Here is a 15,743-nt window from a genome sequence, read left to right as displayed (position 1 = left end):
TGTGGATGCCACGGTCATACCGCCCCGAGCTCGCGCAGCCGGGGAAGCTGCTCCACCAGCCAGGGGCTGAAAGCGAAGGGGGCGGCGGTGACGGCGTCGGCGAATTCGGCCGGGTCGACCCAGACCCACTCGGACACCTCGTCGGGGTCGGGGGAGAGCGGCCCGTCCGCGACGGCGACGTGCACCGGGCAGATCTCGTTCTCGACGATCCCGCTCGCATCCACGGCGCGGTATCGGTAGTCGGGGATCGCGAGCGAGACTTCCGTGATGCGGAGGCCGAGCTCGTCGAGCGCGCGGCGATGAACGGCGTCGGTCATGTCCTCGCCGGGGCGAGGGTGGCCGCAGAAGCTGTTCGTCCAGACGCCCGGCCACGTGCGCTTCGCGAGGGCACGACGCGTCACCAGCAGAAGACCGTCTCTGTTGATCACGTGGCAGGAGAAGGCCAGGTGCAGGGGAGTGTCCGTCGTGTGCACCGCGTCTTTCGCGATCACGCCGATCGCGACGCCATCCGGAGAAAGGAGGGTGACCTCATCCAACGGGAACCTCCTCGATTTCGCTAGCTTAGCTAATAATCAACATAACATGAATCCAATGGTGTGTAGCATGATGGCATGGACAACGGATCTGACGCCAGTCCCCGGGGGAACGGGGCGTCGGACGTGCTCCCGCATCGGGGCTCACACTCTCCTGACGGCCTCGCCCATTCGGCGATCTACGACGTCGAATCGAGCGATCCTCGGAGCCTGCTGATCGATCGATCAGGCGTCGCCGCGGAAGACCTGCGTCAGATCGCGCTCGTGATGGGGGCGCTCGGAGATCTGAGGGATGCCGAGCAGAAGCTCTCGCTCGCGTCGAGACGCTACATGCAGCTCAACGAGACAGACATGCGCGCGCTGCACTATCTGATCGTGTGCGCGAACAAGGGCGCGACAGCGACCCCCGGTGGCATCGCCACGCACCTCGGCATCTCGACGGCGTCTACCACCAAGCTTCTCGACCGCCTCGAGAAGGGCGGGCACATCCGTCGTGCACCGCATCCCACCGATCGACGCGCGCTCGCGATCACGATCACGCCCGAGACGCGCCAGGCTGCCATGGAGACCGTCGGTCGTCAGCAGGCCAAGCGCTTCTATTCAGCGGCGCGGCTGACGCCGGAAGAGCGCGACGTGGTCATCCGATTCCTGTCGGACATGGCGCAGGAGATCACTCTCCGGGATGAGCCGTGGGCCCAGGCCGGAGTCGTGTCGTCCGAGTGAGTCAGTGCGCGGCGTTGTACGCCTCGACCACGGGAGCCGGAATGCGACCCCGCTCCGACAGCGTGTAACCGTTGTCGTTCGCCCAGGCGCGGATCGCCGCAACCTCGGGATTGCGCCCTGGGCGCTTTCTCGGAGCGGCGGAGCGCACGGCACCCGACGACCCCGCCCGGCGCCCGGCCGAGATGTAGGGCTCGAATGCCTTGCGCAGTTCCTCCGCATGCGCGGTATTCAGATCGATCTCATACGATGCGCCGTTGAGCGAGAAATGAACCGTCTCACCTTCGCCGACGTCGAGTACGGATCCGTCGATGTCATCGACCAGCTGGTGCACAATTCTTCTCGCCATGGAAATGACATTACCGTGGCGAGAAGAATTGCGACACGTCATCCGGGACCGGGTCGCGTATTCATTCGTGTCCGGGGTCGATGAGTTTCAGTCCGACGATGCATCCGACGAGTCCGAGCAGCAGCAGAATTCGCAGCCAGGAGATATCGCTGTCGCCGGTGATCATGGCCCAGACGACGGTGAGCGTCGCGCCGATGCCCACCCAGACGGCATAGGCGGTTCCGGTCGAGATGTCGCGCATCGCGAAAGCGAGCCCGATCATCGAGAGGATCAGCCCGCCGACGAAGATGACGCTCGGCCAGAGTTTGGTGAGTCCATCCGATTTGCCCAGGGCGGTCGCCCAGACGGCTTCGAGGACTCCGGATGCGATCAGCACGATCCACGACATGATGGTCCTTTCGGACCAGTCTTTTCGCTCACCGGGTACTGGTCTGCCTCGTCCGGGGCCGGGGTTCACCGACCAGTATCCATGCTAGCCACCCGGCCTGGGCAGCCACTGTGCAGTGCGCGGGGATCAGGCGGGCTGCTCAGGGGAGGAGGCCTGCGCGCCGCGCCTTGGTCACAGCGGCATGACGGGTCGACGCGTCGAGCTTCGACATCGCGGTACCGAGATACGCCTTGACGGTCCCCTCGCGAAGGCCGAGCTGGCCACCGATCTCGGCGTTCGTCGCGCCCAGAGCCGCGCAGGCGAGCACGTCGGTCTCCCGGCGGGAGAGATGGACGATGGGGACCGGGCCGGTCGCCGGGGCGACGGCATCCTCCGCAAGCAGCACGAGGCGGCGTTCGACCTGGGCGATGCGTGCACGAAGCCCCGCATCGTCCACGGAGGCGGCGATGCTGCGCAACTCGGCGAAGCTCTCGCGGAGCTCTTCCCGTTGGCGTGGGGCGACGGACTCGGCGACGGGGGAGACGGAGCGCAGGCGCCGGTCGACCTCATCGCGGATACGGAGCTCCTCCGCGACGGACTGCGCGACCTGCATCGCGGGGGCGGTCGTGACGCCGCCGACGGGGGTCCGCTCCCACGCCCCCGCGTAGAGCACGCCGCGCGGGCGACCGCTCACCACGATGGGCAGCGCCAACAGGGTCCGCAGCCCTTCGCCGAGGACGAACACGTCGTAGTCGTGGGTGATCTGCTGCGAGGAGCCGTAGTCGTTGGTCATTCGAGGGCGGAGTTCCATCATCGCCCGTCCGCCGAGTCCGCGCTCCGGCCGCACCCTGAGGCCGTCGAGGCTATGGGTGCGATTGCCCACGATGCTCGTGACGCTGACCACGCCTTCATCGATCAGGCCGCCGAATGCGACAGGGAACCGGGTGCGCTGAGCAAGCTCGCGCACCGCTCTGGCGACGAGCTCGGTCTCGGATTCCATGTCTGTCGACGTGCTCACGACTACCTACTTTCGGGGGTGACGGCCCTGTTCCCCGTTTCGTAGCGTCGACCCTACCATTCGCCCGGCAGATGAGGGCGAGCCGTGAACCATGAGGCAAGGAGGCCCCATGACCGACCATTCAACGGCCGATCCGGCGGGAGCGATCGACTATATCGCCGTCGAGGAATCGCCACGTTTCCGCGAGCTGAAGAAAACGCAGCGTTCGTTCATCTTCCCGCTCGCGGCATTCTTCCTCATCTGGTATTTCGTCTATGTCCTGCTTGCGGCATTCGCAACGGACTTCATGTCGCAGCGAGTGTGGGGCGATATCACCGTCGGGCTCCTGATGGGACTCGGGCAATTCGTCACGACGTTCGCCATCACGATGGGATACGTCGCTTTCGCCAATCGGAAGCTCGACCCGATCGCCACGGAAGTCCGTGAAGAGCTCGAGAAGGCTGAGGCCGGCGCATGAACCTGCTTCACGCGGCGACCGAACAGCCGACCGTCGAAAGCAATCCCGTCCTCAACATCTCGATATTCGCGGCCTTCGTCGCGGTGACGCTCTTCATCGTGATCCGGGCCAGCCGCAACAACAAGACCGCGGCCGACTACTACGCGGCCGGACGTTCGTTCACCGGCCCCCAGAACGGGTTCGCGATCGCGGGAGACTACCTGTCCGCCGCATCATTCCTCGGAATCTGCGGTGCGATCGCGATCAACGGCTACGACGGCTTCCTCTATTCGATCGGGTTCCTCGTCGCCTGGCTGGTGGCGCTGCTGCTGGTCGCCGAGATGATGCGCAACACGGGCAAGTTCACGATGGCCGACGTGCTGTCGTTCCGGCTCAAGCAACGACCCGTGCGGATGGCGGCGGCGATCACCACACTCGCCGTCTGCTTCTTCTATCTGCTCGCGCAGATGGCGGGCGCCGGTGGTCTGGTGTCGCTGCTGCTCGGCATCGACGGGAGGATCGGCCAGTCGATCGTGATCGCAGTCGTCGGTGTGCTGATGATCGTCTACGTGCTCATCGGCGGCATGAAGGGCACCACCTGGGTGCAGATCGTGAAGGCGTTCCTGCTCATCGGAGGCGCCATCGCGATGACGATCTGGGTGCTCGCGATCAACGGGTTCAGCCTGAACACGCTGCTCGAAGCTGCTGTCGCCAACTCCGACAAGGGCGATGCGATCCTGGGGCCAGGCCTGCAGTACGGTGCGAACCCCTGGGACTTCCTGTCGCTGGGCATGGCGCTCGTGCTCGGAACCGCCGGACTCCCGCACGTGCTGATGCGCTTCTACACGGTTCCGACGGCGAAGGAGGCTCGTCGCTCGGTGGTCTGGGCCATCTGGCTCATCGGCGGCTTCTACCTGCTGACCCTCGTGCTCGGTTATGGCGCCGGCGCTCTCGTGGGGGCGGACGTCATCGCGGCGGCTCCCGGCGGTCCGAACTCCGCGGCTCCGCTCCTCGCGCTGTACCTCGGCGGTCCTGTGCTGCTGGGGTTCATCTCGGCTGTCGCCTTCGCGACGATCCTCGCCGTCGTCGCGGGGCTCACGATCACGGCAGCAGCCTCGTTCGCGCATGACATCTACGCGAACGTGATCCAGAAGGGCAGGAAGGATGCGGCCGGCAACCCCGTCGAGCCCGACCCGAACGGTGAGGTGCGGGTCGCGCGACGCACGGTGGTCGTGATCGGCATCCTGGCCATCGTCGGCGGAATCGGCGCGCAGGGGCAGAACATCGCCTTCCTCGTGGCGCTGGCGTTCGCCGTCGCCGCATCCGCGAATCTGCCCACCATCCTCTACTCGCTGTTCTGGCGACGCTTCAACACCCGAGGTGCGGTGTGGAGCATGTACGGCGGGCTCGCGGCGGCGATCATCCTGATCGTGCTGTCGCCGGTGTTCTCGGGGTCGCCCACCTCGATGATCCCCGGCATCGACATCGTGCTCTGGCCGATGAACAACCCCGGAATCGTCTCGATACCGCTCGGGTTCTTCCTCGGCTGGCTCGGCACGATCACGAGTCGGCAGAAGGAGTCTCCGGCACTCGCCGCCGAGATGGAGGTGCGCTCTCTCACCGGGTTCGGTGCCGAGAAGGCAACGGATCATTGAACGACGCAGTGCGCCGACGCCGCGACCGGCGGTGAACAGCACGTGGACCCCGACGGCCTACTCGTCGGGGTCCACGTCGTCTGTCGGTGCTCAGCCGTGGGACTCGAGGTCCAGCAGGAACCTCTTGCGCTCGGGATGCGCACCGTATTGACCGGCGCTTCCGTCGGACCGCACCACGCGGTGCACCGGAACGATGACGGAGAACGGCGTGAGTCTGCAGGCCGTGCCCACCGCGCGCGCTGCTCCAGGACGACCGGCGAGCATCGCGACCTCTCCGTAGCTGAGCGTCTGCCCCCATTCGATCGTGCTGATCGTCTGCAGGGCGGCGCGGGCGAAACCGGTGCTGAGGCGCCAGTCGAACCGCAGATGCTCGTCGAAGCGCACCGCATCACCGTCGAAGTAGTCGGCGAGGAGGTGCGCGAGCTCGTCGGCGGCGCCGGGGTCGGGCTCGGGGACGGAGTGCAGCTGGCCGGAGACGTTCTCGAGGAGCCAGGGGACGGACGGGTCGTCGGATTCCGAGAGGTCGAATCGGACGATCCCCTCGTCGGAGAACACGGCGAGGGCGTCTCCGAAGGGGGTCGGTGCGAAGTCGTAGCGGAAGGTCATGCCTCCATACTGACCTCCGGGGCCGCCCCTCGACGTGCGCGATCACGGTGCCGGGGGAGAGGCCGCCGACTTATCCCGGCCGTGCAGGAGCAGTCCTCCGAGCATCCATGTGCCTCCGACTGCCTTCCGAGGGGCGGAAATGCGGTGAAACCCGCCCGGGATACCGCCGTCTCGGCGAGGCGCGCTTAGTGTGTGAGGTGTGTGGCGACGTGAAGGCAAGGCTGCGGATGATGCAGCGACCGATGCCTCAGCGACCCTGAGTGCGCCGCCCGAGCCCGTCGTCGGCTTCGGGATCGCCCACGCCGCAGAGGCCGAGCGCACACGTCTGCGTGCCGAAGCCGCCGACCTCGGTGGCTTGTCGCCCCTCGTGACGTTCCGAGACACCGTCGAATCGGGCATCGACATCTCCAAGGCGCACCCGGGCAGCCTCCCCCAGTTCATCACCGGAAAGTCGACGCTCCTGTCGAACCTCTTCCGCGACGAGGTCGGTCTTCGGACCGCTCGGCTCGCGGCCGAGCGGATCACGGCGAAGAACACCGAGCTCCGCACGGTTCGCGGCATCGAGGCGGTGCATCTCGCCGTCGGCGTCGCAGGATGGCGAATCGGCGGCGCTGACTTCGCGGCTCCCGTGCTGCTCCGCCCTCTCGCGATCCGTCGCCACCACACCGACTTCGAGCTCAAGCTGCAGGGGGCCTTCGAGGTCAACCCCGAGCTTGTGCGCATCGCCCGCGAGCACTTCGGCATCACGATCGATGCCGCGGCGCTCGCATCCCTCGCCTACGACGGCGGCATCTTCAAACCGCAGCCGGTGATCGACAGCCTCCGAGCGACCACCCGATCGATCGATACGTTCACCGTGCTGCCCAGGCTCGTCGTCTCGACCTTCGCGGACGTGGGCGGTGCGATGGCTCGCGACGGCGGCAGCCTCGACCACATCGTGCTCAACGCCCTCGCCGGGCACGTCGGCGACCGCGAGCAGGTCTCGGCGCGCAGGCCCGACCCGCACCACACCGGCCCGGACGACCGCGCGCCGGCATCCGACAACCTCCTGCTGGACGCGGATGCCGAGCAGGAGGCGCTTCTCGCCAAGATCGCCGCGGGACATTCTCTGACCGTCGCGACGCTCCCGGGTACGGGTGGCACGCAGACCGTCATCAACGCGCTCGGCGAGCTGGTGCGCAACGGCAAGCGCGTGCTCGTCGTGTCGGCGAGGCGTTCGACGCTCGACGGGGTGCGGCATCGTCTGGCAGGCATCGGACTCGACAGCCTGGCCGTGTCGCCGGCGAGCGTCCGCCGCGACCTCGTGCGTGCGATCGGACGCAACGAGAAGGCCACAGCCCCGAAGGTGAGCGACGTCGACGACGCGCTGGTGCGGCTGCGCACCGTGCTGCGCGACTATCGTCAGGCGCTCACAACTCCCGTCGCGGGAACCACATCGTCGGTCCTCGACGCCACGCGTCATCTCACCCGCCTCGCGTCGCTGCCCACGCCGCCGTCGACCAGTGCGCGGCTGAGTATCGAGACCCTGCGCCGCCTGGCCGACGACCGCTCCTCGGCAGCGGCGGCCCTCGCGTATGCGGCTCGTCTGGGCGAGTTCCGCTTCGGCCCGAACGACTCGCCCTGGTACGGGGTCACGTTCTCGAGCACCGAGGCCGCGAAGTCCGCTCATCAGCTCGCCGGCCGACTGCACTCCGACAGCGTCCCGGCGCTGCTCGAGCGCGGCTACGCCCTCATCGCGCAGACGCATATGCGCCCGTTCTCGACCATCGACGAACTCGGCGAGTACCTGCGACTGCTGCAGGGCATCCGCGACTCCCTCGATCGCTTCAGCCCGACCGTGTTCGAGCGCCCACTGGGCGAGCTGATCCAGGCGCACGGTTCCCGGCGCGACGCGCCCAACATGTCGGGTGCGAACAGGCGACGACTTCGTCGTCTCGCCAAGGAGTACGTCCGCCCGGGCGTGCACGTCACCGAGATGCACGAGTCACTGCTCCGCATCCAGGCGCAGCGCACGCAGTGGCAGCGCTGTGTCGAGGCGGGCGTCGCACCGGAGGTGCCGCTCGGACTCGCCGACGTCCACGCCTCCTGGCAGCGGGTGACGGCCGAGCTCGCGGAGCTCGATGTCGCTCTCGGTCGCAGGGAACCGCTCTCCACCCTGCCCGTCGAGCGACTCGTGCGCACCCTGGCAGGCCTCGCCGCCAAGTCCGACGTCTTCGACAACCTCGTCGAGCGCGCGCAGCTGCGCGACCGCCTCGCCGAGCTGGGGCTCGAGCCTCTGCTCGCGGAACTCTCGGTGCGCCACGTCTCCGAGGCCCGCGTGGGCGACGAGCTGGAGTTCGCCTGGTGGCAGACGCTGCTCGAGCGCGCCCTGCAGGACGACCGTGCCCTTCTGGGCGCGAACACAGCCGTGGTCGACCGGCTCGAGCGCGACTTCCGTCTCGTCGACGAGGCGCACGCGGCTATGGCGGGCCCCCTGCTCGCCTGGCAGCTCGCAAACCAGTGGAAGATCGCGATCGTCGACGAGCCGCAGGAGTCGCAGAATCTGCGCCGCGCGCTGAAGCAGCCGGCGACGACGACCGCCGAGATCGTCAGCGCCGCGCCCACCCTCGTCGACGTGCTGGCGCCCGTGTGGATCTCGTCGCCCTATCTCGTGCCGCACATCCCCGATTCGGTCGAGTTCGACGCGGTGCTCCTCGTGGATGCGGCCGCGATCAACCTCGCGGAGGCGGCTCCCGCCATCCGCCGTGCGCGCCAGGTCGTGGCATTCGGCGACCCTGTCACGCAGCTCCCCACCCCGTTCCACGTCGCCGTCGACCCCGGCGCCGAGTGGGAGCACGAGGTTCCCTTCGACACGGTCTCGGTGTTCGAGCGGCTGTCGGAGCTGCTCCCGGTGATGACGCTCACGCGCAGCTATCGGGCCGGCGGTGAGGATCTCGCCGAACTCATCAACGACGCGTTCTACGGCGGCGAGATCGTCTCCCTGCCGTGGGCCGGATCGTACCTGGGCCGCGGCAGCCTCGCCGTCGACTACGTCGAGGGCGGAACCGGAGCACCCGACCCCGTCTCGGGCGCCGTGGAGAGCCCGGACGCCGAGGTCGCCCGTGTCGTCACCCTGGTCGTCGAGCACGCTGTGCACCGTCCGGACGAGTCGCTCATGGTCGTCACCGCCAGCAGGCGTCACGCCGAGCGCGTGCGCGCCGCGGTCACCTCCGCGTTCGCCGGCCGTTCCGACGTCGCCGACTTCGTCGGGCGCGACACGGCCGAGCCCTTTGCCGTGCTGACGCTCGAGGAATCCGTGGCCGAGAGCCGTGACCGCGTGATCTTCTCGCTCGGATTCGGTCTCACCAAGCACGGCCGCGTCCTCAGCGACTTCGGCGACCTGTCGACGCCGGACGGCGAGCGGCTGCTCACGGTCGGCATGACCAGGGCGCGCCGCTCGATGGTCATCGTGTCGTCGATCAGACCCTCATCTTTCGACGACGGACGCCTCGAGTTCGGCGCGGCCACGCTGATGTCGATCCTCGGCGGCCTGGCCTCCCGGGGGCGCGAGGCACGCCTCGAGGATCTCGCAGACCCGCTCACTCTCGCGCTCGCGCGCGAGCTGCGTCGCCTGGGTGCGGCCGTGGACGTCGACTACCGCGGTCTTCTGCCGCTCGTCGCCCAGCACAAGGGCAAGGCGGTCGTGATCGAGTCCGACCCCGAGTCGCGAGGTGAGTCTCTGCGGGAGACGCTGCGCCTGCGTCCGCACGTGCTCCGGCGCCTCGGCTGGCACTACGTCCGCGTGCACGCCTTCGATCTCTACAGTGATCCGGTGACCGCGGCCGCCCGCATCGCCGAGGTCCTCGGCATCTCGGCATCCGCTGTCCGCGCCGAGAACGACACGCAGCCGATCGATCTCATCGATCCGCAGAATGACTGATCAGTCCGACCCGAGTGCTCCGCGGCAGAAGGTCGTGCGGGTTCCGGGATCTCGCCGCGCGCGGCTGACGCCCGTGGCCGGAACCGACACCGACCCCGAGTCGGCGGCGTCTCCTGCGAAGCCGAGCGCACCCGCCCCGCGTGGGCCGAAAGGTCCGAAGGGACCCAACGACGACCGGCTGATGCAGGACGTGCCGCCGCACTACTGAGGCGGATGCGACGAAGCGCACGGCCCCGACGGGACCGTGCGCTTCGTGCGGAGTGCGGTGAGCGTCAGCGGCGGGCGTTCTGGGCCAGCAGGTCGCGGATCTCGACGAGCAGCTCGGCCTCGGTCGCGGCGGCCGGCTCTTCGGCGGGCTCTTCTGCGGCGGTGCCCTTGCGGGCCTCGACCCGCGCCTTGAATGTGTTCATCGGCAGGACGAACACGAAGTAGACGACTGCGGCGACGGCGAGGAAGCTGATGATCGCAGAGATCAGGTCGCCGATCGGGAACGTGACGTCGTCGCCGTAGATGTTCTTGACGGTCCAGCCGAACTCGCCTGTCGCGTCGGCCTGGAAGAACAGAGCGACGAGGGGGGTGATGATGCTGTTCACGACGGCGGTGACGATGGCCGTGAACGCGGTGCCGATGACGACCGCGACAGCCAGGTCGATGATGTTGCCGCGGAGGATGAAGTCCTTGAAACCTTTGAGCATGGGAACCTCCGGAGGTCCGTTGTGTGTCAGGAAGAGGTGGTGCTCGACGCGGGCGCCGGGGTGGCGCTCTTCGTCGGCTCCGACTTCGATGATGCCGGGGTGGATGCCGATGCACCGGACCCCGCCCGCGAGTCGGTGCGATAGAAGCCGGATCCGTTGAACGTCACGCCGATGGATCCGTACTGCTTGCGCAGCTCGCCACCGCACTCCGGGCAGACGGTCAGTGCGTCGTCGGAGAAGCTCTGCACGGCGTCGAAGGCGTGGCCGCAGGAACGGCAGGCATAGGCATAGGTGGGCATTGCGGTCCTCGCGGGGGTCAGCGTCGCGACTGCGACAGGAGAAGAGTCTGCGTGGGTGTCACGACGCCGGTGACCGGCTGGTCGTGAACCTCCCGCGGCAGGAAGTCGAGTACCTCGGAATCATAGATGACCGCGTAGACCGGCGGGCACTTCTCCATCGATCCGATGGTCTTGTCGAAGTAGCCGCGGCCCCAGCCCATGCGCATCCCGGTGCGGTCGACGGCCGCAGCAGGGATCACCATCAGGTCGACGTCGTTGACAGCGATCGGGCCGAGCACCTCGCCCGTCGGCTCGGGCAGTCCGAACAGACCCTCGGCGATGTCGTCATCGTCAGTCGCGACGGCCCAGTCGAGCAGGCCGTCCGCGCGCGTGACAGGGAGGAGGACCCGGATGCCGCGGCGTACGGCGCCGGTCACGAACTCGCGGGTGCCCGGTTCTGTGGTCGTGGAGAGGAAGCACGAGATCGACTGCGCCCCGAGCGACTCGACGAGGTCGTCCAGACGCTGCGTGATGGCGGCTGCGGCGTTCTCGCGCTGCGAGTCGCTGAGCAGCTGCCGGCGTTCGCGGAGCTCCGCGCGCAGCGCGCGCTTCTCGTGCTCGACGTCGTGGGACATGCCTCCGAGTCTACGGCGGGCATCCCCACTAGGCTGTGAAGATGGGTACCCAGAAGATGAAGGCTGTCATTCCCGCCGCAGGACTGGGGACGCGATTCCTGCCGGCGACGAAGGCGATGCCGAAGGAGATGCTGCCGGTCGTCGACAAGCCGGCCATCCAGTACGTCGTCGAAGAGGCTGCGAGCGCCGGGATCGAGGACATCCTCGTCATCATCGGCCGCAACAAGAACGCCATCTCGAACCACTTCGACTCGGTTCCCGAGCTCGAGGTCAAGCTCATGGAGAAGGGCGACACCGGACGTCTCGAGCGGGTCGTGCGGTCGAGTGATCTCGCCGACATCCACTTCGTCCGCCAGGGTGAGCCCAAGGGGCTCGGTCACGCGGTCCTCCGGGCGCGCACCCACGTCGGAGACAGCTCGTTCGCCGTGCTGCTCGGCGACGATCTCATCGACGAGCGCGATCCGCTGCTCACCGAGATGATCGCCGAGCACGAGCGCAGCGGCGCCGCCGTCATCGCCCTCATGGAGGTCGATCCTTCGAACATCCACATGTACGGCGCCGCCGCCGTCGAGGAGATCGACGGATCCGACTCCGTGCGCGTGACGGGTCTCGTCGAGAAGCCCGCGCAGGAGGATGCGCCCTCGAACCTCGCGATCATCGGCCGGTATGTCCTGCCGGCATCGATCTTCGACGTGCTCGAGCGCACCGAGCCCGGTAAGGGCGGCGAGATCCAGCTCACGGATGCTCTGCAGGAGCTGGCGACCCGGCCCGAGGGCCCCGGTGTCGTCGGCGTGATCTTCCGCGGACGTCGGTACGACACCGGTGACCGCGTCGACTACATCAAGGCGATCGTCCAGCTCGCCTCCGACCGCGAGGACCTCGGCCCCGAGCTGCGGCCGTGGCTGAAGGAGTTCGCGGAGCGCCTCTAGGCGTCCACGCGGCGTCGGAGCGCTCGGATGGATCAGGCGACGGGAATGAGGCACGGTCCGATCGAGCTGCGTCTCGTGCGGTCTCGTGATGCCAGGCCGCTGCAGCATGAGCTGCTGAGCAACCGCTCGTGGCTGCAGCCGTGGGAGGCCACCGTCCCGTACGGATCAGTGTCGTTCGACATGCGGCTCAGCATCCGCCGTCTGCTTCAGCAGTACCGTGACGGTCAGGGGTACCCGTTCGTCATGGAGTACGACGGGGAGGTCGCCGGCCAGCTCAACGTGTGGGGAGTGGCCAGGGGATCGCTCTGCTCGGCGACCATCGGCTACTGGGTGAGCGAGCGATTCGCGGGCAAGGGCATCACGCCGACGGCGGTCGCGCTGGCCACGGACGCATGCTTCACCGAGTACGCGCTGCATCGGATGGAGATCTGCATCCGACCCGAGAATGCGGCGAGTCTGCGCGTCGTGCAGAAGCTCGGCTTCCGCTATGAGGGGCTTCGTCGGCGCTACATCCACATCGACGGGGACTGGCGCGACCACTACGCGTTCGCGCTCACGCGGGAGGATGTTCCCCAGGGCGTGCTGGCGCGATGGCTCAACGGTCAGGTCCCCCCGGATGCCGCGACGATCCCTCCGTCGGACCGACTCGCGATCTGAGGGCGCGACACGCCGAACTCGTCGCGACACACGCCCGGACTGAGCCGCGTGAACAGCGATGTTCCCGTACCGTTGTCGACATGGACGGGCCGGTGCTGAGCGGGGGAGTGATAGTCCTCGTCGCCGTGCTCCTGTGGATGCTCTATCTGCTGCCCTCGTGGCGCGGTCGTTTCCAGTACGACGCCGCCGAGCGCAACGCCGTCCGCCTGAACCAGGCTCTGCGCGTGCTGGCCGAGACCAGCGAGACGCCCGGCGAGGTGCGCCTCGAGCTGAACGCTCGAACGGCCCTGGCACAGCAGAAGCTCGCGAAGCGGGTGCAGTCCGAGAAAGAGGCCGCCGAGCTCACGCTTCTCCGCGAGGAGCTCGCGGCCGCCAGGGCCGATCCGGTCGTCCGCCAGGCGCGTGCGCGCCGACGGGTGCGCATCGTCGCGACCTCTGCACTTCTCCTGGGGCTCGCTCTCACGGGACTCGGCGTGTGGCAGCTCATCGCGGCCCAGGCTCAACTTCTTCTCTGGCTCGGTGGCGCGACAGTGCTGGCCGCCGGATTCGCTCTTCAGCGCATGGCGTCGGTCGCTGCACGTGCCGCTCGCAGACGGGTCGCTCCCGTCGAGCAGCCGGTCGCCCGCGTCGAACCGAAGCTGCACGATCAGGGCCGTGCCACCTGGACGCCTCGTCCGCTTCCCGAGCCGTTGGTCTCGGTGGCGGGGTCGCGCGCGCAGGTCGCGCGGGCCGAGATGGATGCGCAGGAGGAGCGTCGCACTGCCGCTCGCCTCGCGGAGCTGCGTGAACGCGCCGAGCGGATGGCACCAGCGACGCCCGTGCAGATCCCGGCAGCCGCGTCGCCCTTCGCGAAGATGGGTTACGTGGACGACGCCGAGATCGAGGCGCACGTGCGTGACCTGCTCGCGAAGCGGGCAGCAGGCTGATCTCAGCGACACGGGCACCTCTTCCGGCGTGATAGCGTAGAAGACGTCAGGGCCTATGGCGCAGTTGGTAGCGCGCCTCGTTCGCATCGAGGAGGTCAGGGGTTCGAATCCCCTTAGGTCCACAGACGAAGAAGCCCCTCCGAGCGAAGCACGGAGGGGCTTCTTCGTCTATACGGCTGAGTGATTCGGGGAGCCACCGCAGCGAAGCGAGGATGGCGGAGTCCCCTTAGGTCCACAGACGAAGAAAGCCCCTCCGAGCGCAAGCACGGAGGGGCTTTCTTCGTCTGCGGCTCGCCTACTTGCGGTTCGCCCGGTAGTACTCGAGGAGGGCCCTGGTCGACGCATCCTGCGCCTCGATGGCCGACTCGTCGCCGCCGATCGCGGGGGCGATCTGCATCGCGAGCTGCTTGCCGAGCTCGACACCCCACTGGTCGAACGAGTTGATGCCCCAGATCGTGCCCTGGGTGAACGTGATGTGCTCGTAGAGGGCGATGAGCTGGCCGAGCACCTGCGGTGTCAGGGCGGGCGCGAAGATCGATGTCGTCGGTCGGTTGCCGGCGAACGTGCGGGCCGCGATGAGAGCACCCGTGGTGCCCTCGGCCTCGACCTCCTCGGTGGTCTTGCCGAACGCGAGTGCCTTCGTCTGGGCGAGGAAGTTCGCGAGGAACAGCTCGTGCACGTCCTGGCCGCCGTCGGTGAGCGGATACGCGGGGTTCACGAAGGCGATGAAGTCGGCGGGGATGAGCCGGGTGCCCTGGTGGATGAGCTGGTAGAACGCGTGCTGGCCGTTGGTGCCCGGCTCTCCCCAGAAGACCTCGCCCGTGTCTGTCGTGACGGGCGTGCCGTCCCAGCGGACGGACTTGCCGTTGGACTCCATCGTGAGCTGCTGCAGGTACGCGGGGAAGCGATTCAACTGCTGCGCGTAGGGCAGCACGGCGTGCGACTGTGCGCCGTGGAAGTTCACGTACCAGACGTTGAGCAGGCCCATCAGCACGGGCACGTTGCGCTCGAGCGGAGTCGTGCGCACATGCTCGTCGACCGCGTGGAAGCCTGACAGCAGGTCGCGGAACGCGTCGGGGCCGAGAGCGATCGCGAGCGACAGGCCGATCGCGGAGTCGACCGAGTAGCGACCGCCCACCCAGTCCCAGAACCCGAACGCGTTGGCGGGGTCGATGCCGAACGCGGCGACCTTGTCGAGCGCGGTCGACACGGCCACGAAGTGGTGCGCGACGGCGTCGGTGCGGGCGTCGTCATCGTCGGAGATGGCACCGGATGCTGCGAGGCCAGCCCACAGCCAGTCACGCGCCAGGCGGGCGTTGGTGAGCGTCTCGAGGGTGGTGAAGGTCTTCGACGCGACGATGAAGAGCGTGGTCTCGGGGTCGAGGTCTGCGGTCTTATGGGCGAGGTCGGTGGGGTCGATGTTCGATACGAATCGCGCTTCGATACCGGCGTCCGCATAAGGCTTCAGTGCTTCATAGACCATCACAGGACCGAGGTCGGAGCCGCCGATGCCGATGTTGACGACGTGGGTGACCTTCTTGCCGGTGATCCCGAGCCACTCACCCGCGCGGACCCGCGTCGCGAACGTGCTCAGTGCGTCGAGCACCGACTGCACGTCGGCATCCACGTTCTGGCCGTCGACGACCAGCTCGGCGGAGGCCCCTGCCGGGCGGCGGAGCGCCGTGTGCAGCACGGCGCGGTCCTCGGACGTGTTGAGGTGTGCCCCCTCGAGCATCGCCGCGTAGCGCTCGGCCACGCCGGTCTGCTCTGCGAGGTGCACCAGCGCTGCGAGGACCTCGTCGGTGACGAGGTTCTTCGACAGGTCGACGTGCAGATCGGCGAGCGGGAAAGAGAATCGCTCGGCGCGGTGGGCGTCGGCGGCGAACCACCCGCGCAGATCGGCGCTGATCGACTCGCGCAGCGCTGCGAGCTCGGACCAGGCGGGAGTGAGTGTCGGATCAACAGGAGCGGTCATGGATCCACGGTACTGCGGCGGGCGACCCGATGAGCCCGTGATGAC

17 protein-coding genes, 1 tRNA gene and 1 riboswitch are annotated in these 15,743 nt (G+C 67.9%); of the genes, 9 read left to right on the top strand and 9 right to left on the bottom strand.

Annotated features, from left to right (window positions below):
- Window positions 1-14: 14 nt before the first annotated feature.
- On the bottom strand, window positions 15-536 hold the full coding sequence (gene idi / locus ASF63_RS11170) for an isopentenyl-diphosphate Delta-isomerase (protein WP_056513715.1): 522 nt from the start codon (window positions 534-536) through the stop codon (window positions 15-17).
- Window positions 537-611: 75 nt separating this feature from the next.
- On the opposite strand from idi, the gene ASF63_RS11165 reads away from it, so the two are divergent.
- On the top strand, window positions 612-1,256 hold the full coding sequence (locus tag ASF63_RS11165) for a MarR family winged helix-turn-helix transcriptional regulator (protein WP_082478076.1): 645 nt from the start codon (window positions 612-614) through the stop codon (window positions 1,254-1,256).
- A gap of 1 nt (window position 1,257) precedes the next feature.
- Here the strand turns inward: ASF63_RS11165 and ASF63_RS11160 are convergent, their stop codons facing one another.
- The 3 genes from ASF63_RS11160 to ASF63_RS11150 all read right to left on the bottom strand — a co-directional run bounded on the left by ASF63_RS11160 (window position 1,258) and on the right by ASF63_RS11150 (window position 2,987).
- Window positions 1,258-1,602, bottom strand: a complete 345-nt coding sequence (locus ASF63_RS11160; RefSeq protein ID WP_056513713.1) for a histone-like nucleoid-structuring protein Lsr2 — start codon at window positions 1,600-1,602, stop codon at window positions 1,258-1,260.
- 61 nt (window positions 1,603-1,663) lie between these two features.
- Window positions 1,664-1,990 (bottom strand): DMT family transporter, encoded by a 327-nt coding sequence (locus tag ASF63_RS11155; protein ID WP_056513710.1) that lies wholly within the window; start codon window positions 1,988-1,990, stop codon window positions 1,664-1,666.
- A 10-nt stretch (window positions 1,991-2,000) separates the two neighbouring features.
- Window positions 2,001-2,068, bottom strand: a riboswitch (guanidine-III (ykkC-III) riboswitch).
- A gap of 61 nt (window positions 2,069-2,129) precedes the next feature.
- Window positions 2,130-2,987, bottom strand: coding sequence for a LuxR C-terminal-related transcriptional regulator (locus ASF63_RS11150; RefSeq protein ID WP_056513708.1), 858 nt, complete (start codon window positions 2,985-2,987; stop codon window positions 2,130-2,132).
- Between the two features lie 109 nt (window positions 2,988-3,096).
- On the opposite strand from ASF63_RS11150, the gene ASF63_RS11145 reads away from it, so the two are divergent.
- Together ASF63_RS11145 and ASF63_RS11140 are read left to right on the top strand one after the other, a co-directional pair.
- A complete protein-coding gene (locus ASF63_RS11145; protein WP_056513705.1) occupies window positions 3,097-3,444 on the top strand; it encodes a DUF485 domain-containing protein in 348 nt (115 codons plus the stop codon).
- Window positions 3,441-5,078 carry a cation acetate symporter gene (locus ASF63_RS11140; RefSeq protein WP_056513703.1) on the top strand — a complete coding sequence of 546 codons (1,638 nt, stop codon included), beginning with the start codon at window positions 3,441-3,443 and terminating at the stop codon, window positions 5,076-5,078. The genes ASF63_RS11145 and ASF63_RS11140 overlap by 4 nt, the downstream gene beginning before the upstream one ends.
- Before the next feature lie 90 nt (window positions 5,079-5,168).
- On the opposite strand, the gene ASF63_RS11135 is transcribed toward ASF63_RS11140, so the two are convergent.
- Entirely contained in the window at window positions 5,169-5,684 is a 516-nt protein-coding gene (locus ASF63_RS11135) for a methylated-DNA--[protein]-cysteine S-methyltransferase (RefSeq protein WP_056513699.1), read from the bottom strand.
- A 199-nt stretch (window positions 5,685-5,883) separates the two neighbouring features.
- Here ASF63_RS11135 and ASF63_RS11130 point away from each other — a divergent pair, with 199 nt between their 5' ends.
- Together ASF63_RS11130 and ASF63_RS11125 are read left to right on the top strand one after the other, a co-directional pair.
- Window positions 5,884-9,603: an ATP-binding protein gene (locus ASF63_RS11130; protein ID WP_056513696.1), complete on the top strand. Its 3,720-nt coding sequence runs from the start codon at window positions 5,884-5,886 to the stop codon at window positions 9,601-9,603.
- On the top strand, window positions 9,596-9,811 hold the full coding sequence (locus tag ASF63_RS11125; RefSeq protein WP_056513691.1) for a hypothetical protein: 216 nt from the start codon (window positions 9,596-9,598) through the stop codon (window positions 9,809-9,811). The genes ASF63_RS11130 and ASF63_RS11125 overlap by 8 nt, the downstream gene beginning before the upstream one ends.
- Before the next feature lie 64 nt (window positions 9,812-9,875).
- On the opposite strand, the gene mscL is transcribed toward ASF63_RS11125, so the two are convergent.
- The 3 genes from mscL to ASF63_RS11110 are packed head-to-tail and all read right to left on the bottom strand — an operon-like array spanning window position 9,876 to window position 11,211.
- Window positions 9,876-10,298 (bottom strand): large conductance mechanosensitive channel protein MscL, encoded by a 423-nt coding sequence (gene mscL, locus ASF63_RS11120; RefSeq protein WP_056513689.1) that lies wholly within the window; start codon window positions 10,296-10,298, stop codon window positions 9,876-9,878.
- 26 nt (window positions 10,299-10,324) lie between these two features.
- The gene (locus tag ASF63_RS11115; RefSeq protein WP_056513686.1) at window positions 10,325-10,597 is read right to left on the bottom strand and encodes an FmdB family zinc ribbon protein; all 273 of its coding nucleotides are present in this window, start codon (window positions 10,595-10,597) and stop codon (window positions 10,325-10,327) included.
- 17 nt (window positions 10,598-10,614) lie between these two features.
- Window positions 10,615-11,211 carry a 5-formyltetrahydrofolate cyclo-ligase gene (locus tag ASF63_RS11110; protein ID WP_056513683.1) on the bottom strand — a complete coding sequence of 199 codons (597 nt, stop codon included), beginning with the start codon at window positions 11,209-11,211 and terminating at the stop codon, window positions 10,615-10,617.
- 41 nt (window positions 11,212-11,252) lie between these two features.
- Here ASF63_RS11110 and galU point away from each other — a divergent pair, with 41 nt between their 5' ends.
- The 4 genes from galU (at window position 11,253) to ASF63_RS11090 (ending at window position 13,845) form a co-directional block, all read left to right on the top strand.
- A complete protein-coding gene (galU, locus tag ASF63_RS11105; protein ID WP_056513681.1) occupies window positions 11,253-12,140 on the top strand; it encodes a UTP--glucose-1-phosphate uridylyltransferase GalU in 888 nt (295 codons plus the stop codon).
- A 45-nt stretch (window positions 12,141-12,185) separates the two neighbouring features.
- Entirely contained in the window at window positions 12,186-12,797 is a 612-nt protein-coding gene (locus ASF63_RS11100; RefSeq protein ID WP_056312505.1) for a GNAT family N-acetyltransferase, read from the top strand.
- Window positions 12,798-12,877: 80 nt separating this feature from the next.
- Window positions 12,878-13,723, top strand: coding sequence for a hypothetical protein (locus tag ASF63_RS11095; protein ID WP_056513678.1), 846 nt, complete (start codon window positions 12,878-12,880; stop codon window positions 13,721-13,723).
- Between the two features lie 49 nt (window positions 13,724-13,772).
- Window positions 13,773-13,845 (top strand) — tRNA-Ala (locus ASF63_RS11090).
- A 173-nt stretch (window positions 13,846-14,018) separates the two neighbouring features.
- Here the strand turns inward: ASF63_RS11090 and pgi are convergent.
- On the bottom strand, window positions 14,019-15,698 hold the full coding sequence (pgi, locus tag ASF63_RS11085) for a glucose-6-phosphate isomerase (RefSeq protein WP_056513675.1): 1,680 nt from the start codon (window positions 15,696-15,698) through the stop codon (window positions 14,019-14,021).
- Window positions 15,699-15,743: the final 45 nt, after the last annotated feature.

Origin of the sequence: Microbacterium sp. Leaf320 (assembly GCF_001423485.1) — a bacterium.
GTDB lineage: Bacteria > Actinomycetota > Actinomycetes > Actinomycetales > Microbacteriaceae > Microbacterium.
This window is presented reverse-complemented; position numbering and strand designations above follow the sequence as displayed.